Raw genomic sequence first — 358 nt, forward strand, 5'->3', positions numbered from 1 at the left:
GTTTTTCTTTTTGTATTTCTACTTTAAGTTGGGTTTTATTCATAGCTAATAATAAAATGATTAAAAAAACAAGAATAACTCCACTAATAAAAAAACCCCAAATGATAAATATTTCATTTTTTAGTTTTGGTTGATTATTGGTTTGAATAATTTAGCTTCTTTTTTGATATTTGTTTTCAACTGGTTTAATAACGTTTTGTCTTTTTTGTAAATTAAGTTTATATTCTAGATTAGATATCTTTCTTTGTAAATTGTTTAAATCATATTGATTCAAGTTATTAGTTTTAATTGGTTGTTTTAATTCTGATTTAGGAATGAATAAAATATTTAAAAATTTATAAATCATTAAAAGTATTAA

1 pseudogene is annotated in these 358 nt (G+C 19.3%); it reads right to left on the bottom strand.

What is annotated here, in order from left to right:
- Window positions 1-151: 151 nt before the first annotated feature.
- Window positions 152-358, bottom strand: a pseudogene (locus tag OL66_RS03965) (hypothetical protein); the annotation flags it as partial.

It is taken from the genome of Chrysanthemum yellows phytoplasma, assembly GCF_000803325.1.
Taxonomy (GTDB): Bacteria; Bacillota_I; Bacilli_A; order Acholeplasmatales; family Acholeplasmataceae; genus Phytoplasma; species Phytoplasma asteris.